The 24,261-nt window shown below is 68.7% G+C and carries 24 protein-coding genes and 5 pseudogenes; 16 read left to right on the top strand and 13 right to left on the bottom strand.

Features of this window, described 5'->3' with window-relative positions; all coding sequences use genetic code 11:
• Positions 1–293: 293 nt before the first annotated feature.
• Together ACZ404_RS33880 and ACZ404_RS33875 are read right to left on the bottom strand one after the other, a co-directional pair.
• Positions 294–455 carry a hypothetical protein gene (locus ACZ404_RS33880; protein WP_468446696.1) on the bottom strand — a complete coding sequence of 54 codons (162 nt, stop codon included), beginning with the start codon at positions 453–455 and terminating at the stop codon, positions 294–296.
• Between the two features lie 304 nt (positions 456–759).
• A complete protein-coding gene (locus ACZ404_RS33875; RefSeq protein ID WP_468446694.1) occupies positions 760–1,305 on the bottom strand; it encodes a hypothetical protein in 546 nt (181 codons plus the stop codon).
• 245 nt (positions 1,306–1,550) lie between these two features.
• On the opposite strand from ACZ404_RS33875, the gene ACZ404_RS33870 reads away from it, so the two are divergent.
• Together ACZ404_RS33870 and ACZ404_RS33865 are read left to right on the top strand one after the other, a co-directional pair.
• Positions 1,551–2,078: a DUF6584 family protein gene (locus tag ACZ404_RS33870; protein WP_468446693.1), complete on the top strand. Its 528-nt coding sequence runs from the start codon at positions 1,551–1,553 to the stop codon at positions 2,076–2,078.
• Between the two features lie 64 nt (positions 2,079–2,142).
• Positions 2,143–2,498 (top strand): annotated as a pseudogene (locus tag ACZ404_RS33865) (transposase family protein).
• Positions 2,499–2,529: 31 nt separating this feature from the next.
• Here the strand turns inward: ACZ404_RS33865 and ACZ404_RS33860 are convergent.
• Positions 2,530–3,327, bottom strand: a pseudogene (locus ACZ404_RS33860) (IS5 family transposase).
• A gap of 1,630 nt (positions 3,328–4,957) precedes the next feature.
• Between ACZ404_RS33860 and ACZ404_RS33855 the strand changes: the two are divergent.
• Both ACZ404_RS33855 and ACZ404_RS33850 read left to right on the top strand, forming a co-directional pair.
• A complete protein-coding gene (locus tag ACZ404_RS33855; protein WP_468446691.1) occupies positions 4,958–6,175 on the top strand; it encodes a hypothetical protein in 1,218 nt (405 codons plus the stop codon).
• Entirely contained in the window at positions 6,172–8,274 is a 2,103-nt protein-coding gene (locus ACZ404_RS33850; RefSeq protein WP_468446689.1) for a tetratricopeptide repeat protein, read from the top strand. Before ACZ404_RS33855 ends, ACZ404_RS33850 begins: the two co-directional genes overlap by 4 nt.
• A 150-nt stretch (positions 8,275–8,424) precedes the next feature.
• Here the strand turns inward: ACZ404_RS33850 and ACZ404_RS33845 are convergent, their stop codons facing one another.
• The 3 genes from ACZ404_RS33845 to ACZ404_RS33835 form a co-directional block, all read right to left on the bottom strand.
• Positions 8,425–8,838 (bottom strand): WD40 repeat domain-containing protein, encoded by a 414-nt coding sequence (locus ACZ404_RS33845; RefSeq protein WP_468446687.1) that lies wholly within the window; start codon positions 8,836–8,838, stop codon positions 8,425–8,427.
• Positions 8,838–9,380 (bottom strand): hypothetical protein, encoded by a 543-nt coding sequence (locus ACZ404_RS33840; protein ID WP_468446685.1) that lies wholly within the window; start codon positions 9,378–9,380, stop codon positions 8,838–8,840. Before ACZ404_RS33840 ends, ACZ404_RS33845 begins: the two co-directional genes overlap by 1 nt.
• 266 nt (positions 9,381–9,646) lie before the next feature.
• Positions 9,647–10,396, bottom strand: coding sequence for an endonuclease/exonuclease/phosphatase family protein (locus ACZ404_RS33835; protein WP_468446683.1), 750 nt, complete (start codon positions 10,394–10,396; stop codon positions 9,647–9,649).
• Positions 10,397–10,659: 263 nt separating this feature from the next.
• On the opposite strand from ACZ404_RS33835, the gene ACZ404_RS33830 reads away from it, so the two are divergent.
• Positions 10,660–10,887, top strand: coding sequence for a hypothetical protein (locus ACZ404_RS33830; RefSeq protein WP_468446852.1), 228 nt, complete (start codon positions 10,660–10,662; stop codon positions 10,885–10,887).
• Here ACZ404_RS33830 and ACZ404_RS33825 read toward each other — a convergent pair.
• The 3 genes and pseudogenes from ACZ404_RS33825 to ACZ404_RS33815 all read right to left on the bottom strand — a co-directional run bounded on the left by ACZ404_RS33825 (position 10,884) and on the right by ACZ404_RS33815 (position 12,119).
• Entirely contained in the window at positions 10,884–11,189 is a 306-nt protein-coding gene (locus ACZ404_RS33825) for a hypothetical protein (protein ID WP_468446850.1), read from the bottom strand. The genes ACZ404_RS33830 and ACZ404_RS33825 overlap by 4 nt on opposite strands.
• Positions 11,190–11,215: 26 nt before the next feature.
• A pseudogene (locus ACZ404_RS33820) lies at positions 11,216–11,383 on the bottom strand (IS701 family transposase); the annotation flags it as partial.
• A 76-nt stretch (positions 11,384–11,459) separates the two neighbouring features.
• On the bottom strand, positions 11,460–12,119 hold the full coding sequence (locus ACZ404_RS33815) for an aminoglycoside phosphotransferase family protein (RefSeq protein WP_468446840.1): 660 nt from the start codon (positions 12,117–12,119) through the stop codon (positions 11,460–11,462).
• Between the two features lie 989 nt (positions 12,120–13,108).
• Between ACZ404_RS33815 and ACZ404_RS33810 the strand changes: the two genes are divergently transcribed.
• The 6 genes from ACZ404_RS33810 to ACZ404_RS33785 all read left to right on the top strand — a co-directional run bounded on the left by ACZ404_RS33810 (position 13,109) and on the right by ACZ404_RS33785 (position 17,090).
• The gene (locus tag ACZ404_RS33810; protein ID WP_468446681.1) at positions 13,109–13,633 is read left to right on the top strand and encodes an LGFP repeat-containing protein; all 525 of its coding nucleotides are present in this window, start codon (positions 13,109–13,111) and stop codon (positions 13,631–13,633) included.
• A gap of 189 nt (positions 13,634–13,822) precedes the next feature.
• Positions 13,823–14,029 (top strand): hypothetical protein, encoded by a 207-nt coding sequence (locus ACZ404_RS33805; protein WP_468446679.1) that lies wholly within the window; start codon positions 13,823–13,825, stop codon positions 14,027–14,029.
• An 18-nt stretch (positions 14,030–14,047) separates the two neighbouring features.
• The gene (locus ACZ404_RS33800) at positions 14,048–15,001 is read left to right on the top strand and encodes a hypothetical protein (protein ID WP_468446677.1); all 954 of its coding nucleotides are present in this window, start codon (positions 14,048–14,050) and stop codon (positions 14,999–15,001) included.
• A gap of 602 nt (positions 15,002–15,603) precedes the next feature.
• On the top strand, positions 15,604–15,930 hold the full coding sequence (locus tag ACZ404_RS33795; RefSeq protein WP_468446675.1) for a transposase: 327 nt from the start codon (positions 15,604–15,606) through the stop codon (positions 15,928–15,930).
• Positions 15,875–16,228 (top strand): DUF6207 family protein, encoded by a 354-nt coding sequence (locus tag ACZ404_RS33790; RefSeq protein WP_468446673.1) that lies wholly within the window; start codon positions 15,875–15,877, stop codon positions 16,226–16,228. Before ACZ404_RS33795 ends, ACZ404_RS33790 begins: the two co-directional genes overlap by 56 nt.
• 4 nt (positions 16,229–16,232) lie before the next feature.
• Positions 16,233–17,090: a hypothetical protein gene (locus ACZ404_RS33785; RefSeq protein WP_468446671.1), complete on the top strand. Its 858-nt coding sequence runs from the start codon at positions 16,233–16,235 to the stop codon at positions 17,088–17,090.
• Between the two features lie 491 nt (positions 17,091–17,581).
• Here the strand turns inward: ACZ404_RS33785 and ACZ404_RS33780 are convergent.
• The 3 genes and pseudogenes from ACZ404_RS33780 to ACZ404_RS33770 all read right to left on the bottom strand — a co-directional run.
• Positions 17,582–17,932: pseudogene (locus ACZ404_RS33780) on the bottom strand (NUDIX domain-containing protein); the annotation flags it as partial.
• 60 nt (positions 17,933–17,992) lie between these two features.
• Positions 17,993–18,127, bottom strand: coding sequence for a hypothetical protein (locus ACZ404_RS33775; protein WP_468446669.1), 135 nt, complete (start codon positions 18,125–18,127; stop codon positions 17,993–17,995).
• A 217-nt stretch (positions 18,128–18,344) separates the two neighbouring features.
• A complete protein-coding gene (locus ACZ404_RS33770; protein WP_468446667.1) occupies positions 18,345–18,485 on the bottom strand; it encodes a hypothetical protein in 141 nt (46 codons plus the stop codon).
• Positions 18,486–19,412: 927 nt separating this feature from the next.
• Between ACZ404_RS33770 and ACZ404_RS33765 the strand changes: the two genes are divergently transcribed.
• On the top strand, positions 19,413–19,610 hold the full coding sequence (locus ACZ404_RS33765; protein WP_468446665.1) for a hypothetical protein: 198 nt from the start codon (positions 19,413–19,415) through the stop codon (positions 19,608–19,610).
• 186 nt (positions 19,611–19,796) lie between these two features.
• Entirely contained in the window at positions 19,797–20,111 is a 315-nt protein-coding gene (locus tag ACZ404_RS33760) for a hypothetical protein (RefSeq protein WP_468446663.1), read from the top strand.
• Between the two features lie 13 nt (positions 20,112–20,124).
• Here the strand turns inward: ACZ404_RS33760 and ACZ404_RS33755 are convergent, their stop codons facing one another.
• Positions 20,125–21,012, bottom strand: a complete 888-nt coding sequence (locus tag ACZ404_RS33755; RefSeq protein ID WP_468446661.1) for a restriction endonuclease — start codon at positions 21,010–21,012, stop codon at positions 20,125–20,127.
• A 693-nt stretch (positions 21,013–21,705) separates the two neighbouring features.
• On the opposite strand from ACZ404_RS33755, the pseudogene ACZ404_RS33750 reads away from it, so the two are divergent.
• The 3 genes and pseudogenes from ACZ404_RS33750 to ACZ404_RS33740 all read left to right on the top strand — a co-directional run bounded on the left by ACZ404_RS33750 (position 21,706) and on the right by ACZ404_RS33740 (position 24,256).
• Positions 21,706–22,002, top strand: a pseudogene (locus tag ACZ404_RS33750) (hypothetical protein).
• A gap of 159 nt (positions 22,003–22,161) precedes the next feature.
• Positions 22,162–22,323: a hypothetical protein gene (locus tag ACZ404_RS33745; protein WP_468446659.1), complete on the top strand. Its 162-nt coding sequence runs from the start codon at positions 22,162–22,164 to the stop codon at positions 22,321–22,323.
• A 415-nt stretch (positions 22,324–22,738) separates the two neighbouring features.
• Entirely contained in the window at positions 22,739–24,256 is a 1,518-nt protein-coding gene (locus ACZ404_RS33740; protein WP_468446657.1) for a class I adenylate-forming enzyme family protein, read from the top strand.
• Positions 24,257–24,261: the final 5 nt, after the last annotated feature.

The following is a 24,261-nucleotide window of genomic DNA, read 5'->3' as shown; positions in this document are numbered from 1 at the left end:
ACCTGAGCCATGCCAGTGCCAGTGATCAAAGGGATGTCAGGCACGGCAACGTTCACCGGCTGGCACAACGGCGGGCAGAGGCCAAGGCGGGAGCCGCGTAGGTGGAACCACCCCGCCGCCTCCAATGAACGAAACGAACCGACCGCGGCACCCTGCGGGAGCGCCCGGTGGCCGGTGGTCGGTCAGCTGGTGACGACATCGCGAACGGAGGGCCCCGGTCGCCTCGACTGGGGCCCTCCTGAGTGGTGTGCCGCCGATGGTGCTCAGGCGCGCGCCTGGCCACCGCGTGTGCTTCAGCCGACCGTCACGGAGAACCCATGACTCAGGATGATCAGCAGTGCCATGAAGGCACCCACCGTCACCAGGATGCCGATCAGGCGACCCGTCCGGCGCTCCTCGCCGATGGCGTACCGTACGGTCCGCCACCACTCCTTGCCCAGCTTCACGCTGCTCACGTCCCCCGCTTTCCGGTGTACCGCGAACGGCAGCCTGCCCCCACGGCACGTTGATGGGAGATCGCGTTCGGGCCGGCACACGGCGCCCAGCTCACCGCCGACGAGATGGAGGGCGCCATCCGCGAGCGCGGGACCGCTACGGGCTGCCTCGGCAGAGCCGCTGGGTTCACGGCTACGAGCGGCCCGGCTACCACGTCGACCGCGAGGGCGTGGAGTTCTGCGCCCCGGAGTTCTGCTGAATGGTGAGCGCAGCAAGGCCCCGCCGCTTGAGACCGAGCCGCGAGCCTCACTCCGGAGGGACACGTCAGGTCGTGCTCCGGCCCTCGCGTTCGGGGGATCCGTGCGGGTAGTCGGTGGGGAGCCATTCGCCGACGCTGAACAGGCGGCTGCGGAGCAGGTCGCTGTCGGGCTTCAGGAGGCGGCTCGGGGTGTGCTCGTCCAGGTCGAGCCAGGACCGCACCATGCGGTCGTCTTCGGGCTGGTTGAGGTTGGCGATGACGCATGTGAGTGCGCCCTGCAGGACGTGAGTGCCGGCGGCGGGGGTCCACACCCTGAGAGTGACGGGGGCGAACAGGGCGACCCGGGTGATGATGTACCGGGTCTCCGGCACCGGGTCGTCCCAGTCGAAGTGGGTGTCCGCGAGTGGATACGGCGGGCCGGTGATCGCCAGTCGTTCCAGCACGGTCCCGGGATCGTGCGCTTCGAGGGCGCACTGGGCCTGGCCGCACAGAAGCTCGAACGGGTTGCCGAGGAACCGGGCGAACAGGTCGAGGGGTTGATATCTGCGGACGAATGCCGCGAAGTGGCCCTCGCTGGCTATCCCGGGGACGTCGTCGGGGGTTTCGGCCATGGTGAGCGGGCTTGTCCTTCCGCCGTGCGAGGGTGGAGGGCGCCTGTGAGTGCGGTGGGGCGGAGTGGCCCTCGGCGACTCCGGCTGCGGCACTTCCTCACGCCTGATCATATGGGCAACCTGCCGATAAGGTATGGCTTGCCCCTCAGGAACACACTTCCACGTGTGGTACACCACGTGGCCAGCAAGTACTGAGCGGCGAAACCAGGTCGACGCAGGTCAGTGCGGTACCCGATCATGCGTTCATGCCCCTGAGAGAGACCCTTGCCCGAGTCGATGCAGACCTGGCTGCCGGCCGGGTTCCCGTCGCGCGCCAGCGCCTGCGCGGCCTCGTCTCGTCCTTCCCACACGACTTGACGCTCCGCCGTCGTCTGGCCGAGGTGTACCGGCTCTACGGCGACGCCGCCGAGGCTGGACGCTGGATGTACCTCGAAGAGGACCGCAACGCCGACGAAACCGCTGCCTTTGAGGCGCGGTACGGGTCTCCCGGGTGGCGGATGAAAGCCCTCGCCTGGCAGGGCCCCGAGGCGAAGGCCGCCACCGCTTTCGCGGAGGAGCAGCTGGTCGCGGTGCGGACCGCCTGCGCCGAGGAATTGGGGCACCCCGTCGACTGGGAGGACCCCGCCTCCTACCGGAATGACTTGGAAGGGGAGTGCGAGGCGCCCTCCCAGCCGTGGACGGTCGGCGGTGTGCTGGCGGGCGTAGGCTGCCTGGTGGTGGCCCTTGGGTTCCTCGCGATCTGGGTGAATGGACTTGTTGCCCTCTTCGACTGACTCAGGTCACCCGGGCTTGTGAGAAGCGCCGCTCAAGGTTCGGTAAGACAGCCCGTTCACCGGGCTGAGCCCTCGCCTGTTCGGCACGCTGGTGACCGCACTGCGGCGCGAGTGTGCGGACCCGGTGCGCAAGGGCCGGCCGTGGAGTCTGCCGCTGGAGGACCGGGTCCTGCTGGTCGCCGTGTACTGGCGCACCAACCTGACCCTGCGCCAGCTCGCGCCAGGAGCACAACCGCTCACACTGCAAGGTCCGCACCCGCGTCGAGCACACCTTCGCCCGCATGAACCTGGAAGAACCTCCGCGACTGCCGCCTCAAGGGCGACGGCGTCCACCACGCCGTGATCGGCATCGCCCGTCTCCACAACCTCATCCTCGCCGGGGTAACCGGCAATCGACGCTGTTCAACCAGCATCCCGTAGATCATTTGCGGGACAGCCCTCAGACGTCGTCTCATGTGGCGAGTCTGCGGTAGCAGATAAGGTTGCAGGCGATGGCGGTGAAGGCCAGGAAGTGTTCGGCCTTGCGTTCGTAACGGCGGTTCAGGCGGCGGCAGCCGCCCAGCCAGGACATCGTGCGCTCGATCTTCCATCGGTGCCGGCCGAGCCGGGTTGAGGACTCGATGCCTTTGCGGGCGATGCGGTGCCGGATGCCTCGCTTGCGCAGCCAACGGCGCAGGTGGTCGTGGTCGTAGCCCTCGTCCGCAGGCAGCTTGGCGGGCCGGCGGCGGCGCGGTCCGCGGCGGGAGCGGATCGGCGGGATGCCGCGCACGAGCGGCTCGAGTGCCTGGCTGTCGTGCAGGTTGGCGCCAGAGATCCCGATCGAGAATCGAGAGGGGTAAACCGGTCCGCTCGGTTATCAAGTGGATCTTCGGGCCCTTCTTGCCCGGTCCACAGGATTCGGACCTGTCAGGTCCTCCCTTTCAGGGCCCGCATGTTCACCGAGTCGATCGCGGCACCGCGACCAGCCCAGATCTCCGCGCGAACCCAGCTCGTCGAGGATGAGGCGGTGCAGCTTCGCCCAGACCCGGGCGGCGGTCCACTCGGTGAAGCGGCGGTGCGCGGTCGGCCCCGAGGGGCCGAAGACCGCCGGCAACTGCCGCCAGGTGCAGCCTGTGCCACGAAGAAGATCGCGGCCAGCACCTCGCGATCCCCGTACCGGCGCCGGCCGCCGCCCTGCGGCCGCGATGGAGTAGGTGGGACTACCGCTCGAACAGTCCCACAACTCGTCCGGCACCATGCGCTCGACCATCACCACACGGGCAGACTACCCAGCACTTCACATGAGACGACGTCTGAAAGGACGCCTGGTGGATCGCCCTGGGCATCACTGCAGTATCACTCACCTTGTGGGCCTGGGTGGCCGCCGTCGTCTCCGGTCCACTCGCGCATGCCGCCCCCGCCAGGGCGTCGTGGAACGAGACGGCGGCCGCCATCTCCGTCCTGCTGGCCCATCCGCTGCAACCGCAGGACATGTACCCGGCAGGGTCCGGGGGCGGGCGGGCCCTTCGCCTTCTATCCACCCTTCCTCGCCGTGGCGGCCGGCACGGGTTGGGGTACCCGGGCCGGGTGGCGGCGAGGCGCACGATGCATGACGCGGGCACCGACGGACTCGCCACCAAGGGCCAGCTCGAAGAGTCGATCGGCGAAGCCAAGGCTCGGTCCCGGCTAGGCGCACTGCGCCCGAGCCTGGCCACTCCCAGCACCCGAACGGCAGTTTCCGGACGCGGAACAGCAGGGGGCTGCTGAGGCGGTGGCGACGCCGTACCGCCCACCGAACCGGCGCAGAACGCTCCTCGCCCTGCGTGGGAGCGGCGGGATCGGGGGGGAGCCACCGTCCGAAACCGTCGTGAGGAGCCGACCGGACGGAGGCGTGCACGAAGAAGTCCCGCTGGCTGACGGTCCGGGTGGCAGAGCAGACCTCGGTAGTCCGTGTGATGGTGGCTGTGCTGATCCTCCGGTGGGAACCCGGCCGTGGTACGGCCCGATGAGGACTGCTTCGGGGGCGACTCATCGCTTCCCCTCCCTCCCACCGGCTCCCGTGGGGCTCGCCGGGGCCGCAGGGGCCAGCTCCTTCGGGGATGCCGTGCCGTCCGGTGCGGAACGGAGGAGATCGGCGGAGAAACCTGAGGCAGGGGCGGACACCGGCGCAAAGCGGAGGAACGGGAGACCGCTGTCACAGTTTGCTGGCAAGGTTTCACACGGGCGGCCGCATCGCCCTGCGCGGGGACGAGACGCAGGCAGGATCGACGGGGTTGTCCCAGCGTCGCTCGCATTGATTTGCGTTCCGTTGGATTTGCCGCCCGGGTGGGTCACGCACATTCGGAACAACCGGAATGTGGCGCAGGATGTTCCGCATCGTTGGAACCGGGTTCGGTTTTACTGTTTCCGCAACCGGGGCCGGGGTGCCCTGAAGTGCGAGGGAGGGTCAGGCGTGCCGTTTGGCAACGATGTCCTGGCGAAGCAGTCAACGGAATCAGTGCGTCTCGGCGATTTCTCCCGTCGCACTTCGACTGGAAAACGCTTTCTCATTGGAGCGTTGCCCGCCGCGCGGAAATGCCGGCGCTGCTTGGCGGGAAAAGAACCTTGACTCCACTGGACGCCTGACCCAGTTTTGATGCCGCCGACCGCCGGTCGGTGTGCATCCCGCTGAGAAGGGACTCGCAATGAAGTCGACTGTCGCCATGCGCAAGAAGGCAGGCTCCAAGAAGATCGCGGTGCGCCGCACCGGCGACGTGCGGCTGACGTCTGCCGCCTGTCAGTGCCCGTACTCCGTGCAGGCGTAACGGTTCGCCGCTGTACCACCGCAATAGCTTGCGCTCGGGTGTGCCGTCGTCCGGCACACCCGAGCGCATCCGGCGCCGCTTCTTTCAGGAGGATCCGTGGTCGACGACGGCCTTGTGTTCCACGAACTGAGTTTCGTTCGCGAAGGCGACGAGGTCGTGGTCGGCCGTGTGGACACCGGGTCCTACGCGGTGTTCCCGACTGACGGAGCTGAGCTGTTGGAACAGTTGACCGAGGGCATGCCCCTGAGTGCCGCGGCCGACTGGTACGAAGCCACGTTCGACGAGGACGTGGACCTCGACGACTTCGTCTCCACCCTGCGCGACCTCGGCTTCGTACGCGAAAGCGGCCAACAGGGCCCGCCCGGATCGCCGACGCCCGTACGGCTGCGCGGGCTCGGCCGCGCGCTGTTCTCCCTCCCGGCGTGGGGGCTGTACGCGGCCGCCGTCGGCGGATGGGCGTGGGTCGCGACCAGGCACCAGGACCTCGTCCCGCACCCGTCGCAACTGTTCTTCGTGCATTCTCTCCTGGTGGTCCAGCTCGTCATCACTCTCGGGCAGGTGCCCCTCCTGCTGCTGCACGAGGGCTTCCACATACTCGCCGGCCGCCGACTGGGCCTTCCGACGCGTCTGAGTGTGAGCAATCGCCTGACGTACATCGTCGCCGAAACCCAGATCAATGGGCTGTTGAGCGTTCCTCGGAAGAAACGCTACCTTCCGTTTCTCGCCGGTATAGTGTGCGACGGAGTTGTTTTCACTTCGTTCGGACTCGTCGCGGAGGCGACGCGCAATCCGGACGGTACTTTTTCATTCACCGGACGACTCTGTCTCGCCCTGGCGTTCACCGTCGCGGTCCGGATGCTCTGGCAGTTCCAACTCTATCTGCGTACCGACCTCTACTACGTGGCGGCCACCGCCTGGAACTGCTACGACCTGCATGACGCAGCCATGGCCCTGCTGAAAAACCGCCTGTGGCGCCTGTTCAAGCGCCCGGATCGCATCGTCGACGAGGAGGGATGGACGCCACGCGACCGCCGCGTCGGCACCTTCTACGGTCCCTTCATCGTGCTGGGCTACTGCGCACTCGTCGGAATCACCCTTTTCGTCAGCGTCCCCGTGACCGTCCAGTACGCCCGCATCGCCGCACGGGCGATCGGCTCCGGGGAATTCGGTACGTCCTTCTGGGACGCCGCGCTGTCGCTGTGCATGAACGTCGCCCAGATCGTCGCGCTCGTGGTCCTGTCCCGGAGGAAGCGCCGGAACAACAAGCCCCCGCTTTCCCCGACGTCGTCGTCCCCGGAGGTCGAACTCGCATGACGCGCCATTTACGGATCGTGGGCGAGAGGCGCGCAGACCGCCTCCGTGTCATCGCGGCCCAGACGGACAAGGCCCTGACGGCCCGCTGCCACCAGCGACTGCGCGGCCCCTACACCGGCGTGGACACCGTACTGCGCGCTGTCCTCCCCGAGGCCCATCGGCGCTGGCCGGACCTCGTCGAGACCCACCGCATGGCGCTCCTGTACGGGATGCCCGAGCTGGCGCAGATCATCGGCCCGCCGCCGCGCACCCTGGCCGACGAAGCCCCCTACGAGGAGCGCACGCGCTTCTTCGGCGCCGGCTGGATCCGCTGCATGAACCAGGGAATCGTGACCTTCCTCCTCGAGTACGCGCAGCGTGTCCACGCCGGGGCGGCAACCGCGACCGAGGCCGCCGCCCCTGCCCTGGAGATCGCGTTCGAGGAGGTCCACGCCGCGGAAGCGACCACGAAGGAACTGCTGGCTCTGCTCGTGCGCAGGGCCGATGCGCGCGTGCTGCGGGTCGTGGTGTCGGCGACCGCCGACCCGCTGACCGACGAGCTCGAGTCCGCGCTCGACGCCGCAACGACACTGCCGGCCCCACCTGGCGCCGAGGGACGACCTGCCGAACAGCGGACCGCCCTCGAATGGGCGACCAGCTACGTGGACGGCGACTGCACCGACGACGACCCGCGTGCGGTACGCGCCTATCAGCATGCGGATCCGCACACGGTCGCACGCCTGCACGACCGGCGCGCCGACGCACTGGAGCGGAACGCCACATGGGGCGTTCGGCTGGCAGCCCTGGCCCACCATCGCGAACACGGCAGCGACCCCTCAGGGGCAGGGCGAACCGCCCTGCTGGCCGCCCAGCGCCATGCGGTGGCAAGGGGGTTCTCCACTGCCGTGGTCGACCTCGGCCTGCGCGGCCGCGGCCTGAGCGACCCTCTCACCCATGAACACGACTACTGGGAGTTCACCCGCGAGGCGGCAGCGGCATGCATTCCGATCGGACGCCTTGAGCAGTCCCTCGAGCTCTACCAAGACCTGCTGCGCCGCTTCACCGATCCCAAGATCCACATGATGACCAGTTACGCGATCGCCATGCTGCACACCCGGTTCCTGCGACCGCGGGACCACGAACTGGCCGTGCAATGGCAGCACAACGCGGTCGCCATCGCCGGCATCCTGCCGGATCCGGCGGAACGCCTGACCTACAGCGTCTTCCACGACAACGGCCTGGCCCTCGTGGAGATGCACCGCGGCAACCCCGAGCGGGCCCTGGACCTCGTGGAGTCCTGCATCAGCCGCCTGGACGGCGCTCTGGACGAGGACCGATGGGTGCTGCACCGCTCCCAGCTGCTCTACAACCGGGCTCGTCTTCTTGTCGCCCTGGGCCGGCCCGACGAGGCTCACGCCGACTACTCACGTCTCGTCGACCTCGACCCGTACTACACGGACTACCTGTCGGAACGGGCCAGGATCGCACGCGATCGCGGCGACTTCAAAGCCGCTCTGGCGGACTACGACCGAGCTGTGCAACTCGCCCCGCCGTTCCCCGAGCTGTACTACAACCGCGGCACGGCCCGAGCGCAGACCGGCGACCACCAGGGAGCCCTCGAGGACTTCACCCTGGTGCTGGAGATGGAACCCGGCGACCTGGAAACGCGGGTGGCCAGGGCCGAGCTCCTCCTGGAGACGGGCGACCTGGACGGCGCCGAGGCCGACGCCGACACGGGCCTGGACCTCCATCCCGGTGAAGTCCAGCTGCTCTGCCTGAAAGGCACCGTTCTCCTGGAGCGCGACAAGCTGGACGAGGCCCTGACCGCCTTCGACGGTGCGCTCGCGAGGGACCCGCACTACCCGGCCGCGCTGGTCAACCGTGCCGTCGTGCACTACCGGCAGGCGCACCCCGGCAGGGCCGTCGCGGATCTGTCCGTGGCTCTCGACGTCGTCGGCGACGACCCCGACATCCTGCTCAACCGGGGCCTGGCCCACCTGGCCGACGGCCGGACGGCCATGGCGCTCGCGGATTTCGACCACGCGCTCACCCTGCCGGACGCCGACGTCGCCGAACTTCGCAGGCAACGCCGGCTCTGCAGCGCAAGCAGTGCCCTCTGAGCCGCGTACGCCACCTTCCGACGACTGCGGGGACAGCGCCTGCCTGCGGAACCCGGCCCACGCCATCACCGGCGACCCGGACAGGAGCGTGCGGTGCCCGCAAGAGAACGTCCCCCGTACGTCCTTGCGTTCACCGTGGTTCGTCCGGCTTCAGCAGGGTGAAAGGACCGCGACCTCGTGGCCGAACCCCACCACCATCCTGCCGTCCGGCACCATCGCCACGGCTACCACGACAGAGGGGAACGCCAGTTCCGCGCCCAGTTGTCGGCCGGTGGCCAGATCCCACACCCGTACCGCCCGGTCGTAGATACCGGCGACTGCGACGGCGCGGCCGTTCACCACCGCCGTCGCCACCGCCGACACCGGGCTGCCGACGCGAAGAGGTGCGCCGGCGGGCCGGCCGGTGGCCAGGTCCCACACCCGCACCGCCCCGTCGACGGCGCCGGTGACGGCGACCTGGCGGCCCTCCACCTCCGCCGGCGCCGCGGTGCACATCGTGCCGGTGCGGTCGTAGAAGGGTTCGCCTGCGGGCCGGCGGGTGCGCTGGTCCCACACCTTCACCATCAGCTGTTGGACGCCGGTGTCCGCGTCAGGGCCGCAGTGAATGACCCTCGACGTCTTCCCCACTCATGGTCGGTGAGGTCGGGGAAAGGCTCGCCGATGGGCCGGCCGGTACCCAGGTCCCACTCCCGCATCATCTTGTCGTCGCTGCCGCTGACGGCGACGGGACGGCCGTCCACCACCCCCGTCACCAGCTTGCGAACGCCGCCGGAGGCGGTCAGGGCATACCGGAACCGGTGGGCGACCAGGGAACCGGTCGCCCACCGCACCCGCCAGCGCGGCTCGGGCTCCTCCTCCGCCGGCACCGCGCTGATCCGTGCCGACAGTTCCCGGTCCCCGTAACGAGCGGCGTCCAAGGCCAGCAACTGCCGCCGTACCCCCGGCCCGGCGTCCTTGTGAAGATGCGCCGAGGCCCGGTAGAACGCCGCCACCAGCCTGGCATCGAGCTCCGTTCCCGTGTCCAGCAGCCCCCACAGGTGTTCCGGGTCACCGTCGACCAGGAGCCCGGGATCCGCCCACCACGCATCCGCAACCGACTCCGACACATTCCCCCAGAACCGTTCATACGCACATGGCTAGTGGTGAACCCTCACCATAGGTACCTTCGGCCCCCCACCACACCACACCTCGACCAGACCCACACCTCTCTCCCGTACAGCCCGCAGGACGCGGCCAAAAGTCAACTCCCACTCGTCACATCGCTCCAGGGCCGCGGAAGCCGGCCACACCGGCCGCGTCCCGGCGTCAGCGCCCGGTCGGCCAGGCGACCACAGCCCAGGCATGAGCTTGCCCGGTGCGGCGAGCCGGACGGTCACGGTGCCGCACCGGTGCGCCGACCGGCCCGGCGGGAGGAGGGGAAGGAGACGACGGCGCTGACCAGATTGTGGTCGGAGAGCCCGCTCATCTCCTCGACCGTGGCATCCAGGAGTACGGCACGGCGGACGGCGACGTGGTCGATGAACTGCGACTTGGTGCCCGATCGCCGTGGTCGTGTCGGCACCCGATCGTGGAGATCGCTGACGTGGAAACCCGTGCCGAGTCCGGCGGCGACGACGTCACGGTCGGTGTTGAAGTCACCCAGCAGCACGACCGGTCCCGTCCAGCCGTCGGCGAGTTCCCGGAGGCGGACAAGCTGGTCGGTGCGGCGACCGTCGCCGCTCAGGTGGGTGCACACGACGAGGGTTCCCGACACGGCGACGGCAATCAGTCCTTTGCCGGGATCCGCCGCGAAGGGCTCGGCGGTGACCTGGCGCGCTTGTCCCCGCACGAGGAGGAAGAGGTACTCGCGGGGATCGGCCAAGGTCAGCACACCCTGACGGGGGCGCGGCACGCGGGGCAATTCCAAGCTGAACAAGGCGCCCGCCGGCCCGGCCCGCCGTACGGCGGCCAGCAGGTCACCGCTGGCCTCCTGGACGGCGACGACGTCTTCACGGCGTTGCGTCAGCCGGGCCGCGACGGCGGCGACGCGCTCGGCCTCGTCCGGCCAGGGCGGGAGGCCGCCGTCGGGCCAGTTGTCCGCGTGAACGCGGTGCAGGACATTCCACGAAGCCACGGTGAGCACGGCCAGAGCCTACCGACCGGGCCGCGCAGGTCGTTCGCGGTCTGAGGCCAGAGTCGGGCACAGGCCGGCCCGCAGCGAGGAGGTGCCGTCGGTCCCACCGAAGGACGGGCGATCGTCTACGGCGATCACCTCTCGTCCGAGGCGGTTCCCCCACCGTGCCGTCCGACCGGTCCACTTCTCATGCCGTGTTCCGTCGGCGAGCTCGCTTGCTCGTGGCAGGATCAACCCCCGCGAGCAGCCTACGGAGTGCCGGCGAATGGTTCGTGGTGTATCTGCTGATAGGGCAGTGCGCCTGGTTGGTGTACGGCTCGATCGAGGCTAAGCGGCTGTACTGGCTCTTCAAGGACGTCGCCCCGACCATGATGGAGCGGGCGCCGGACGGAGCCTCAGGACTTCCCGTGGTTGTCGTCATGCTGTTGTTCTTTATGGTCGTCCTGTGGCCCCTGCCCCTGGGCATGAGTGTGTGGGGGGACCTGCGGCTGTGGCGCTAAGGTGAGAAGCGGGCAGGCAGGCCGATGCCGATCCGCTGGGCCATGTGGTCCGACAGCAGCCCGCCGCGACCGTCCGGGAAGGGCACTTCGTCGGTGAACATCGACTCCGCCGAGGTGACGGGGTAACGGGTCGGGTCGGCTCGGACCAGCAGGTAGTCGACGCGGTGTGCGCTCGCGCCGGGCGGCAGGACATGGGCGTGGAAGGTGGGCGCGTCGGCCGTCGCGAACGGATCCCGCCAGGCGCCGCGGACCAGGCGCGCATAGAGCGATGAGCTGCTCGGCAGATTGAAGTCTCCGGCCACGACCGTGAGTTCGGTACGCGCAGTGGCATCGTCCAGCAATTCTTGCGAGGCAGGTCCGACAGCAGACCCAGCACCAGCCGCCCGGCCCTCAGGCGGGGTTCGTACCGAGCGAACCGGCCCGCGATCCGGCCCATGGCCACCTCGAACGCCTCCCGCCACCGGGCGGGATCTATGCTGTGACCTGCGGCAACCATCTCGTCGTCAGTCTACACAGCTCACGATGATCAACGGTGGCCGCACTCGTCCACCCGCCGGACCCGGCCGGCACCATCACGCTCTACGAGCGTTCGGTGAGCAACTCCGCCAGGCAGTCGGTGAATTCGGTGAGCCAGTCCAGCCGTGGTCCACTGCGGACGATACGAAAGCCGTGGCGGCGGCCCCAGAATGCTGCCTGGACGCATGGAACTGGGCCCACCGCTGGACGCGTTCACGGTCGAGTTCCGCGGCCTCGGCGAAGACGTCCAAGACGCGGTGGACAGCCTTGTGCGGGTCATCCGCTTCGAGGAGCGTCAGCGCGCGGGACTTCAGCAGTGTGCCGCCGTCGTAGGCGGGATCTCCCGCGTAGCCCTTGGGGTCGACAGCCAGCCACGGCTCCCGGCCGGCACGCAGGACGTTCCGGGCGTGGAGGTCACCGTGGATGAGGGTGTCCGGCTGGTGCCGGCCCAGCTCCCGAACGGTCGCCACGGCAGCATCCAGCACCTGACGCGGCAGTGCATGCGGCAGCTCTTCGGCTTCTTGCACATCTGCTCCTCCCAGGCATCGGCCTGCTGACGCAGCCGGGGCAGGGCCGGGCGGTGCGGGGATGGCCAGGCGGCGATTGAGCCGCCCGGCGACCGTCACCACCTCGTCGCCGTCCTCGACCTCCGCCAGGGTCGACGGCTGAACCCGCTCCAGCAGCGTCGCGAACCGCTCGTCGTCGCGCTCACGCAGCCGGACGGCGCCGCACCCGCCCCACGCGACGAACGCATCCGGCTCATGGACGTTGCCGGGATGCGGAACACCTTCAGCACGGCGCTCTCCTCAGCCCGCCGCCGTACCGGAACGATGACGCCGACGCCGCCGTGCATGACCTCGCCCTCCGGGACGCACTCCCAGCGCCCCAGCAATTCCCCCACGATCCCAGGCAGCTCGGCGAGCCACGCCGCCCCGGCTTCCCCCTCGCGGTCGACGGTGCTCTGTGCGAACTCCTGTGGCATCGCGATCATCCCGGCACCCTACGCGCCAGCCCGCCGTAGCCACCCGCACGACGAAGATCGCGATCTACAGCTGGAGTACTAGACACCAAGACCCGGACGCAGCGGCAGGACAAGATGCGTCGAATCGACGAGCAGAACGGGGAAGCGTACGCTAGATGTACAGAGGTTTTGACCGCTTCGCGCGAGGTGAAGTAAGCCCCCGATGAACGGGAACCTAACGCGTCACGACGCGTATTTCGCCCTTGCCGCTTTCACCAACCGTCAGGACATGCTGGCTGAGGCACGGAAGATGGAAGACGATGCCGAACTGCGGTGGCGTATGGAAGAACGTTCGATCGGCTGCCTTCCGGATGACGCACCAGCACCAACAGTGCTGAGGGCAGAGACTTCGCATCCGCCCTGCGTTTCATATAGCCGACCTGTCTTCGGTCCCTCGCAGGCAATTCCTGAATGGGGATAACTGCATCCGTTCTGTGGACGTATGCGCCTACCCCTGCTCGGCTTACTCCGAAAAGAATCTCCAAGGGGTAGAGTCCTTCATCAACTTCCGTTGCGGATTCAATCCGACCTCCTTCGGTACGAACACATCGTCGATCATCAATTGGGAAACAATCCACCGGACTGGGGGGCTGAGGCCACGTCAGTCCACTGGCGTTGGGCTCGGCGGCTTTCAGTTCATGGGACGGGAGCTCTCCCGAAAGAGATCAACGGAAGGTGGACCACATGACTGCCATAGATGATAAGTGGGCTACGATCCCCTGGATCGGGGCTCCGGCGGATGCCGGGGCCGGCACCGACGAGGGTCCGAACCCCGACGGGCGCGGGCGCTCGCGCGACTTCGAGAACGGCACGATCGATTGGTCGCCGCAGACGGGGGCGCACGAAGTGCACGGTGCCATCCGTGACCACTGGGCCAAGTTGGGTGCCGAGAGGTTCCTGGGATATCCGATCACGGATGAGATGGGGTGCCCGGACGGGGTCGGCCGCTACAACCACTTCGAGAACGGTTCGATCTACTGGACCCCGGACACAGGAGCATGGGAAGTGCACGGGGCGATTCGCGACAAGTGGGCGAGCATGGGCTGGGAACGCAGCCAGATCGGCTACCCAACCTCGGACGAATCCGGGCCGTCGAACCACCGATGGAACCGTTTCCAGCTTGGGTACCTGCTGGAGTGGACACCTACCGGTGGTGTCGTCCTAACGCATACTTACGGGGATGACAACGTGGGCAATCCTGTGGATTAGCCTCGGGCTTTCACAAGTGAGCCCGTCCAAGGCTTGATCAAATAAGTGGAGAGTGCGTCTGACCTTCAACGATGGGACTTGTCGAGGGTCCTGTCAGCCGCAAGGAAAGAAGCACTCTCCAGGTGACCAAGCGCACTGCCCCAGAGGGAAGTCGGCGAGTGCGGCCGGCCATCCCTCGGCCTCCACCGCTTGGTCGTCACAGCCCGGGACGCGGTAGGTGAAGGGCACGCGCAGGTCTCCATGCAGCCGGTGGTAGAGGATCGCGGCCTCGATGCCGCGCCGCCAGTGGGCGTGTTCGGGGTTGAGGACGCGGAGGTTGATGAACGCGGCCAGCTGCGCGTGATCGCGGGGCGTGCCGACGACCTGCACAAGTTGATCGCCAACGAGTTCGTCTAGACCGGCAGGAGTACCCACATGCCCGCGGACGAGGTACCGGCCGAGATGGCGGCCGCGCTCAACGAAAACGCCTTCGGCCTACTGCAGCTTGAAGGTGTGAACGGTATCGACGTCGGGGTCGATGAGGCCGACGTATACACGCTGCGACTCCTGGTGAACAATCCGGACGACCCACCCGGGGGGCTGCCGGACTCCATCGGGGGATTCGCGTACATCCTCGTCGCCGGCACACCGCAACTGGAGCAGGCCGGGATTCCGGACCAGAAGACCTACGGGATGCCGGGCAGCGATCCGATCATGGGCGGAATCCAGCTCGGGTCCGCGGCGATTGTGGGCGGAAACGTCCACGCGGGCACGCTAGGTTGCGTGTTCCGCGACCCGGCAGGGTTGCCGGTCGTGGTCAGCAACGCCCACGTCATCTGCGGTGCGGTCGGTGATGCGATCCAGCAGCCGGCGCCGCAGACCGATCCGGCACCGACGATCGAACGGCTCGGCTCGCTCCACCAGTGTCTGGCGCCTGACACCCCATCGCTGTTCCCCGGCGGTCTCGTCTCCGGCTTCTTCGACGCCGCGCTGTGCTCGGTCGACGCCGCGCGTACGGTGGAGGTCGGACGGATCGCCGACATCGGTGTCGCGACCGCCATCTCCTCGCCGCGGATCGGTTCGGTCGTCCGTAAACGCGGGTATCGCACCGGGGTCTCGCACGGGGTGGTCGAGGGCACGCTCGGCGCCTACAAGGCACACAACCACGACGGCAGCGAGCGCTGGATGCTGCTCGGCCAGGTGTCGATCGTGATGATCCCCGACCTCGGGCTGAATCCGCAGGGGGTGTGGTCGCGGTCCGGGGACTCCGGGTCGGTGGTGGTGAACGAGAGCAACGAGATCGTCGCCCTGCACTGGGGTGGCGACGGGATGCGCGGCTACGCAACGGATTTCGCCCCTATCGCGATCGCGTTCGGGATCGGGCTGTAGGCGGAAACTGTGGCGACCTTCGGCAAGCCCGGGGCCAGTTACGGGGATCGGCGGGCGTAGCTAGTTCTGAGAGAGTCACAAGAGGCCCTTCCTGGGCAGAAGATGTTCGCCGCCCATAAGGCGGCTGGCCGGTGAACAACGGGAACGGGCTCGACCTGCGTACCGCGCCTTCTGCTCCTGGTCGGCGGGGCACCACGTACATCGCCCTGCTTCACCCCGCTGTCGGCTTGCGCTCCTGGTCGGCGTCGGCATGGTACGAGGAGGCGTGCGACGAACCGCCCGTGGGGCGTACGACCCCCATCCACGGTGAGCGCCGCCCCGCAGGCTAATCCGAGCTCGACGACACGCTCCCGAGAGTCACGGAGTCACGGGCTCCGGGACTCAGGCGCTTAGGGCGGCGTCCGACCGGTATCGCAACAGACTGCACTATTCTGCCTCACCGCGACTTTCAGGAGCCCCTTACTGACCATCCGCCAAGTCTGATTGCTACTGCCAGGTTTAATGGATAGATCGTAGTTTTTCCAGCGCGGAGCACGGCCGGTGGTGTAGACATCGACTGAACTAGGCCGTTTCCTTCAGGTCATGTGATCGTTGGTTGATGTGTGTCGTTGACTGATGCCCAGTGGACGCGCATCGAGCCGTTGTTACCGGATCGGACGCCGAAGCGGGTTGGGCGGTGGCGTGATCACCGGCAGGTGATCGACGCGATCGCGTTCAAGTACCGCACCGTGACGCCGTGGATGGACCTGCCCCGGCGCTTCGGTTCGTGGAAGGGCGCCCACAACCGGCTGCACAGGTGGGGAGCCGACGGCACACCTGGGAGAACGTTTTCACCGCCCTGCTCACCGAGGCCGACGCCGAAGGCGACCTGGAATGGGTCGTCGCGGTCGCTCCACGATCGTACGGGCTCCCCAGCACGCGGCCATTGAGCGGCGGGCGCTGTTGGTCGACGACTGGATCGGGACAGGCAACCAGGCAGCCGCAGTTAGGGAGATCGTGTCGGAGTGCGGCAGTGGCGACGGCACCGCCCTGGCCTTCCAACAACTGCTCACCGACCGGTGGGCGACGGCAACAGCGGAGCACACGACGCGCGAACGAGGCCGGCCCGAAGTACGGCTCCGCTGCTACCTTGAACCTGCGCCCGTGCTGTTCGGTGCAACTCACGGCTGGGGCGACATGGTCTCTCTTCACCGTGTGGCGGACATCGGTCACAATCCCTGCTCCTAAGCGGGTGGCCGCTGCGGTGGTGGCTTCCTCGGCCCTCGCCGTCGCCAATTTCGGCTATCAGAATCTCTACTTGCCGTACCGGCGTGAGGCAAGGCCGGTGATCACGTTGGATGTGGAGAAGGCCGTGTTGAGAAAGGACGGGAAGGCGTTCTCCGTACCAGTTAACATCACGATTCAGAACCACGCCGACGTGGGGTTCTATGTGCTCGGTACCGAAGTCCATGCCATGGGGGAACAGGTGCGGCTTAGTCCCAGGGACCGCCTCCGCCAGCAATGGCGAACCGATGCTGAGCAGATTGCCCACTCCACGGGGGAGATGAACCCGCTCTCCCGCAGAGAGATTCACCAGGCCGGCGAATTGGTGGAGGCAAAACCCTGGATGCAGCCCGGAAACTGGATTGAACCGAACGACGCCTTCACGACGCGCATGGTGATACAACTACCCGTGGGTACTCGGTACGACCAGGTGGCCTTCTATGCCACCGCGAGCCTTGCGCGTAAGGACCAGGTCGTGCTGGATCCACCGATCTCGTTCGTGGCGACCTCTTGGAGAGGCAAGAACGTCCCGAAGTGGGTTAAGGCTCAACAGAAGAAGGGCCTGGACTCCCTCGTCTACCGTGCCCGGCTGCACGAGAACAACGCGATCGATGAAAATATCAGGGAGGCGCGTTTCGTCATCATCTATTGGACGTTCGGAACGCACGGTGCATCTGTGCAGTCGAGCGTCACGCGAAAGGGCGACAACGGCAACAGCGAGTTGTCCGGGGAAGATCAACGGGAGCTGGTGAGCCGATACGGATTCGTCGATCTCGCCTCAGGCCCCATCGAGCGGACCTTGTGGGACATCAAAAGCCGGAACTGAGCCGCTCCGGCCACACCGCCAGGGCGAGGGAGGGGGCACGGTGGCTTCGTAGATGGTGCTCTGGTGGGTCACTGCCCGAAGCGCGTCCACGACGGCCGCGGCCCTGACTACAAGGTTCACGTGCAGAAGGCGTGCCAGTACAGCCGGCAGGAGTTCGCCCGCTCCGCGGGGGGCTCGAGCGAAGCCCAGTCCGTGCTGTCCAAGATCTCTTGGTAGCGGGAATCCCGGCGAGCACAAGTTCATCGCTCTGGCCACGGTGGTTGGTCACGGGCGGAGGCTATAGCGTCCCGGTCCTGCGCCCCCAAGGCTCGACGCCCACGACTGGGACCACCTCACGGATGCCATCGACCTCTACACCCACGCCCGCGTCCGACATCGCCTGGAACAAATACCGCCGAAGGCGCTCGTCGACGCCTGTGGACCGGGCGGCTACGTCCCGACCGGACCGGCAACGTCCTGACCCGCGCCATGCGGCTTTGCGAAGGGGATGAAGCGGGCGGATGGTCGATGGGCAGCTCGGGGCGCCAGGCGGTGAGGATCTGGGCGCTGCAGTCGAACAGGCCCGGCGGCAGGGCGTCCAGCCGCCACCACCTCCAGTCGCCAACCGGCTCGCCCGGCTGGTCGGCGGGTTCGCCGCGCCACCGTGTGACGAGCGCGCCGAAAGTGATCCGGACGATTCCGCCGGCCTGGTCCAGGAGCATGCCCAGCAGGCGCACGTCGGCAGGGTCCGCGTGCAGACCGGTCTCCTCGGCCAGTTCGCGCACGACCGTCTCCTCCAGCGACTCACCCGGTTCCACCGTGCCACCGGGCAGCTCGACGGTCCCCCGTCGGTGGCGGCCGAGTGCGGTCACCGACCTCGGCGGGCAGGGTGAGCAGCGAGCGTGACCACGGCACGGCGGGTCTCACGCGAGGACTCCGCCGGACAGGTCGGCGGGTAGCTCGGCGACGGCCGCGTGTGTATCGGCCCGGGGAGAGGACGGCTGCCGGCCGATGGCCGGGTCCTCATCGGGCGGGGTCGGGGCGGTGCGGGGGCTCACGTCATCGGCTCCATACGGATCGCTCAAGGCAGCAGGTGCCACCCCATCTACGCCCGCCCGAGCCGCCGCAGACCGCCTGCGCACGTCACGCGCCGCCGGGCGGGACGATCTCCCCGAAGAGCCCCGCTGCGCCTCCCGTCCCACGGACTTGCTGACCGGGCGCTGCAACCGCACCGGGCACCGGCCGGAATTGTGGACGGGACGGGTCCCGGGTGCGTCAAAGGCCGAAGGCGCCGCCTTCGATGAGGATGAGCAGTCCGATGGCGATCAGGACCAGCGGGAGCAAGATGTGTCCCGAGCGGCTGAGTGCCTTGGCGACTACGGGGCGGGTGGCGAAGTAGCGGCCGCGAAGCACCACACGGCCACCAGGATCAGGAAGACGATTGCGTACACGCTCATGGCGCCGCCGGGTACGCCTGGGACTACATCAGGGTCACCTCCGGCGCCGGCAAGGGCGTCAAGGGCTGGGTGCGCAACGACTTCGACGACTGGTGGTAGACCTGCCGACGAGGACGTGCACACGGCCACTGGGCGAGTACGGATGCCTCTGCTCCACCGGCTGCACGACCACCGCGCCCGCGCCCGGACGCGGTGACCCCCGGCGCGGCCGCGCCCCATAACGGAGCCTGCGTGCGGGCGGGGCTGCCGAACCGGCTGCACACGAGCGGCGGTCGTTGCGGCGGGTCGTCTGCTGCCGGGTTGCCGCGGAGCGGGCGGTGCGCCGGCCGAGAGCAGTTCACGAGAAAGCAGGTCAAAGCCCTGTGCGGCACGTCAACGACGACAGTCCGACATTGTGTTGGAGCTACCTGGAACAGGCGGCTGTCGCCGTGGTGCGTCGGGCGGCTGCGGCGCGGGTGCGGGCGCTGTCGGGATGCCGTAGCCGGCCGGATCGAGGCTGATCAGGTCGCGGTGCAGGCGGCGTATCCGTAGCGCCAGGTCGAGGCGGAGGCGGGGGCGTTTGTCGCGGACTTCGCCAACGGTGCGGGGTTGATGTCCAAGCGCTTCGCGAGTGTGGTGGCGGGCCATCCGACAGTGCCAGGTCAGTCAGCAACCGCGATGCCTCGGCGGAGTCGGTCAGGCCGGCGGCGCCGGGGTTGCGGGCGGGCGGGAAGCGGGATGCCGAGGATGGCGTCCGCAGCGGTGCGGGCGATGTCCCGGACCGTCTGCCCGTCTGCCGGGGTCCTGACGGGACGTCGCGGGGGCGCGGACGGCCGGCGGAAGGGGCCCAGGTGACACCGGTGGCGGCTTACGAGATCGCCCGGCGGAAGGGGCCCAGGTGACACCGATGGCGGCTTACGAGATCGCCCGGCGCGTGGCGGCCCGGCGCTCGGCACCGGCCCTGCACCCCCGGGGTGTGCTGTGCGCCGAACGGCTCCGGGTACCGGGCACGGCCGACGCGCGGTGGGGCGTGCCCTGGCTGGACCGGCCCGGCTCCTACGCGGTCACGGCGCGCTGGTCGCGCGCGCTGGGCCTGCCCCCCTGATGGCCGGACGGCCTCGGCCTGGCGCTGCGGGTCGAGGACGCCGACGGCGCCGGCACCGCCCTTGACCTGCTGCTGACCTCCAGCGGCTCCGGCCGCCTGGGCCGTCACCTGCCCCTCCTGCGGTTCGACGCGCTCGGCGGCCCCTGCTCCACCCTGCTGGCCTGCCGGGCGGGACGGCGGGACCGCGTGCTGGCCGCCTTCCCGGTACCGGACGCGCAGCGCCGTATCGGGGCCTCTCTGCCCGCGCTGCGTCAGGCGCTCGCCCGCGCGCCGCTGCGCTTCGACCTGCGCGCGGCCGCCGCCGACGAGCCCTGGCGCACGGTCGCCACCCTCACGCTCACGTCGCTCTCCCCGGCGCCGGAGCAGGCCACGCAGTCCTTCGACCCCTACCTCCACCGCCTGCCGGTGCTGCATCCGACGGGACGGTTCAGCAACCTCAGAGAGGCCGCCTACAGCGGCTTCCGGCACGGGCATGACGCCGTGCCCGGGCGCCGCTCCTGAGACGCGCCCTGGGTCAGGGGGCGGCGCCCGCCCGTTCCCAGGGGCTCGGTCCGGTGCCGTCCGTCCATGCCTGCAGGTCCTGGCCGTTGACGCACACGATGTCGCACTGGCGCGCGTACTCCAGGGCGGGTTCGGTGAAGTCGCTCGTCGTGACGACCGCCGCGACGTCCGCCTCGTGCACGGTGAAGCACGTACCGCCGAAACGCTGCATGTCCTGCGATCCGACCTTGTTGGTCTCGCAGTACTGCTTGCACTGGATGATCACCCGCCGCCCGTCCGGGGTGACCGCCCTGACGTCCGCCCCCAGGTCGCCGGGCCCTCCCTCGACGACCACGTCCCGGCAGGCGTCACGGACGCACAGGTCGGCTATGGCCTGCTCGAAACCGTCGGGGTCCAGTTCGGCGTAGTCGATCACGCCGGTGAGCCGCTCGGTCATCTGCTCGGCCTCTGGCCGCAGTTGCACGGTGGCGGCCCGGGTGCTCCCGGGGAGCGGGTACTCCTCGCCGCGGCCGGGGGCCGCCGGAGCGGCGCCGGTGAGCGGGTCCACCGATACGCCGGTCCCCGCGGGCACCGTCTCGGCCGCCGCGTCGGCGGACGCGACGCTCAGGCTGGTGGACGCCGTCTCGGCCGCCTCCTCCAGCGCCCGGGCGGCCCGCCGCGCGTAGGCCGCGGCGGAGAAGCGGCGCCATCGGGACCGGCACAGCACGGCGATTGCCACGCCGGACAGCACCAGTGCGCCGGCCCACAGCGGGCGGCGCTCCGCGATGCCCGCCGCCGTGCGCACCACGAACGCCAGGACGCACAGGATGATGGCGAGCAGGAGGAAGAACAGGGCGGTGGCGCGCAGATCGAAGCGCCGGTCGCGGCCCCGGCGTCGTAGGGGGTGCACGGGTGCGGTCATGCCGAGTTCCTCCTGGACAGCGACAACGAAGATCACTCCTGCTCATGCCCCGGATCGCCGGCTGTTGTCGCCGCGCGCCCCGAAACGGTCGGCAAGAACCGCCACCGCAGTTGAACGTGTCCAAAAACCCTGCCACCGTACGCGTTGTCACCGAGGAACGCCGGACGGGGAGGGCCACGGTCATGACGAGTTCGCTTCTCATGCCGCGCGGCGGAGTTCGCGCGGGCGCGGCCGGCAGGGGAACCGCCGGCGGGGCGACGGCCACGGGAAACGCGGGGAGTGTCGCCCCGACACCGATCCTCGACTGGCGGCATCCCGATGTCGCCTCGCTGGTCGGGCGGATCGGGACTTCGGGGCACTCCAGCGGCGCCTTGGATCCGGCCCACCGCATGGCGGCCCTGCGCCGGGCCCACCGTCACATCGCGGCAGTGGTACGGCCGGTGTACTCGGTCCAGGACGCGCGGCCCGTGTCCCAGGTACTCCGCCGCGGCCGCGGATCGTGCAGCCAGCGACTGGCCGTGCTGGAGTCCGTCGCCCGGGCGTCGGGGGGGCGTGGAGCCACTGCCTCGCGAGATCATCGCGCGGCCGGCACGGTGATGGAAGCAGACTGCTCCCCGCTGCTCACCGCGTTTGGTATCCACGGTCCTGGCAGCGGACGGGGCGTTGTCGGTGGGGGCTGGAACGATGTTCGGTATGAACGGCGATGAGCAGTTGCTGCCGTGGCCGGGTCTACGGCTGCGACCACGACGACCCCAACCCCGGCCCACTCCCATCACGGACCTACGCGACGCTCGTCGGTGGGCCTCTGGACGGCTGCTGCTGGACATCACCGGCTGGACGGCGGAGCAAGTCGACGGTGGTGTCGCCCTGGCCACCGAGTTGTCGCGGTGGCCAGGCGGCCGCGCCTTGTACGACCCCGGCGCCGGCGAGCCGCGCAGACCAGGCCCTGGAGTCGTCTGCCGCTTCCACTACTCCGGCGACACTCCCTGAGCCAGGCCCGCACGCCGCGGTTGACGAGGCGCTCTGCGCTGCGTGAGGAACGGGGCCTTCGGGAATCAGGCGGCACCGGCCGGCTCAGGGCTGCTGCGTCGGGCGAAGTAGCGCACGTGCCCTGCCGACGTCGAGCCGCCCGATGACCAGGGCGGCCGGTTGGTCCACATTCACGAAGAACCCGTCGGCCGCGCCTACGGCCTCTGGGACGTGATCGTCTTCCTCTACCGCGCCGGGCTGGACCAGGGGGACGAAGACAACATCGCCTCCTCAGACCTGATCGAGTGGGTCGCCGGAGACCCGACCGTTTGGGGTCCGTGACCGGCGAACAGGTCGCCAGCGCTCCGCCCGCACGGATGGTTCAGGACAGCGCGCCCACCGCCACCGTGAACGTTTCTCCCGCAGCCACGCGCGCAGCCTGCACACCTCCGCACGTCGAAACGGCGTCTACGAAAGAGACACAGCCAGCGCCTGTCGCGTATCCGTGATATCGCCGTGGCCCGCCGCATCATTGAACGCACCGCCAAGGGCATCATCGGCAAACCTCGATGCCAATCGTGCTTGGTCCCGCGAGATCGGGAGAGGACTCGAGGCACGCCTCGGCAGCGGCATGGCACGCAACGACAAGAGAGCGCTCCCAACTGGTGGAAGACTCCAACCGGTGAGCGGGGCGGCTGGCTGAACCCCCGCGTCTCTTCACCGCTGAGCCGAGGTGTCAGTGAAACAGGTGATGGCTATGTCTGCTTCGAATACCAAGCGAGACATCAGTGACCTCGTCGCGGCAGGCGCGCGAACAGTCCCGCAATTGCTTGCCTCGCGCGCCGCCATCGACCGCGATCGAGTGGCTATGGAGACTCCGGGGCACCACGCCCTGACGTTCTGCGAGTGGGACGACCGCGCAACGGCTGTCGCGAACGGACTACTTGACCGTGATGTGCGTCGTGGTGACCGTGTCGTGCTGCACTACGGTGCAGCCAACTGGGCAGAATTTGCGATTGCCTACTGCGGCGTGCAGCGCGCCGGAGCAGTGGCCGTGCCGTGCTCCGAGCGTTTGGCACAGGCAGAGGTCCGCTACATCGTGTCGCACTCAGGGGCCACGGGGCTGTTGCATGCAACGGGGACGTCCGCGCCGGATTGCCCTCCTTGGGCGGCGACCATCGCCGAGGTGGAACGCGGCGGCAGTTGCCCCGCCGGCGCACAGCCACGGCCGCACGACCTCGCCCAGATCATCTACACCTCCGGCACGACGGGACGTCCCAAGGGCGTGGCGGCAAGCCACGCGAACCTGACCTTCGGTGCGGCCACGCATCCCCGTCGGCGCCGTCTCGGCCACTCCTGGCATTTCCTGCACGCCTTCCCGATCGGTACCAACGCCGCACAGACCATGTTGATCAACGCGCTGGACGCCCACCCGACAGCCCTCGTCTCGCCCCGGTTCACGCCGGAGAGGTTCGTGCGGCTGGCCCAGCAGCACCACGTCGGCTCGGTGTTCGTGGTGCCGGCGATGGCGATTGAGTTGATTCGCTCCGGTGCGCTGGGCGAGCAGGCATTGCCGGACGTGGTCCTCCTCGGTTCCACGGCCTCCGCATTGCCTCCTGCTGTGGCCGGCGAGCTAGCGCGGCGCCTACCGGATGCGACGATCGTCAACTACTACACGTCGACCGAGGGAGCGCCCGCGCAGCTCAGTATGGTTTTCGACCCCCGGCGCCCTGATGCGGTCGGCTGGGCCGTTGACGGCAGCGTGGAGATCCGGGACGCCGCAGGCCGGCCACTGCCTGTGGGCCACGTCGGCGACGTATGGCTGCGCTGCCCGTTCCCGCGTCATTACCACCGCGACGGTGAGGCAAACCGAGCCACCTTCAGAGCCGGATGGGTTCGGATGGGTGACATCGGCTGGCTCGACAACGACGCGTACCTGCACCTGGTGGACCGCGAACAGGACGTCATCAAGTCCGGTGCCGACAAGGTGTCGTCGCTGCACGTCGAGGCCGCATTGTACGAGCATCCCGATCTGGCGGAAGCTGCCGTACTGGGCATCCCGCATCCGGTACTCGGAAACGCTGTGGCAGTGGCGATCGTGCCTCGCGAGGGTGCGACCGTGCCCGCCTTGCCCGACCTTCGGCAGTTCCTGACGGAGCGCCTGGCCCAGTACGAGATGCCGACGCGGCTGATCGTCATGGACCGCCTGCCGCGCAACGCAGCAGGCAAGGTCCTCAAGCGCGATCTGCGCGACTCGTTCGTGTCACCACTGTGAGGATT

The organism is Streptomyces sp. NPDC030798 (assembly GCF_055572275.1).
Note: the sequence above shows the minus strand (reverse complement) of the source record. Positions and strands in the feature narration are given on the sequence as shown.